This is a genomic window from Lachnoanaerobaculum sanguinis (assembly GCF_033242365.1).
In the GTDB taxonomy this organism is placed as follows: Bacteria; Bacillota; Clostridia; order Lachnospirales; family Lachnospiraceae; genus Lachnoanaerobaculum; species Lachnoanaerobaculum sanguinis.
Genome location: NZ_BTHK01000064.1, coordinates 1 through 376 on the forward strand (window position 1 = coordinate 1; position 376 = coordinate 376).

1 rRNA gene is annotated in these 376 nt (G+C 49.2%); it reads right to left on the reverse strand.

Going from position 1 to position 376, the window contains the following annotated elements:
* Positions 1-319: ribosomal RNA gene (locus SBH76_RS13540) — 16S ribosomal RNA — on the reverse strand; the annotation flags it as partial.
* Positions 320-376 lie beyond the last annotated feature (57 nt).

Consider the following 376-nt stretch of genomic DNA (forward strand, 5'->3'; position numbering starts at 1 on the left):
CACCCTCTCAGGCCGGCTACCGATCGTCGCCTTGGTGGGCCTTTACCTCACCAACTAGCTAATCGGACGCGGATCCATCTTATACCTATAAATATTTTACCCCTGCACCATGCGGTGCTGTGGTCTTATGCGGTGTTAGCGGAAATTTCTCTCCGTTATCCCCCTGTATAAGGCAGGTTATCCACGCGTTACTCACCCGTCCGCCACTAAGTCTACCTAAATTCCATCCGAAAACTTCCTCCAGGCAGCTTCGTTCGACTTGCATGTGTTAAGCACGCCGCCAGCGTTCATCCTGAGCCAGGATCAAACTCTCATATAAAAGTTTAATCTAGCCTTCTCGCTAGCTTGCATCTGTTTTCACAGATCTACTGTTTTT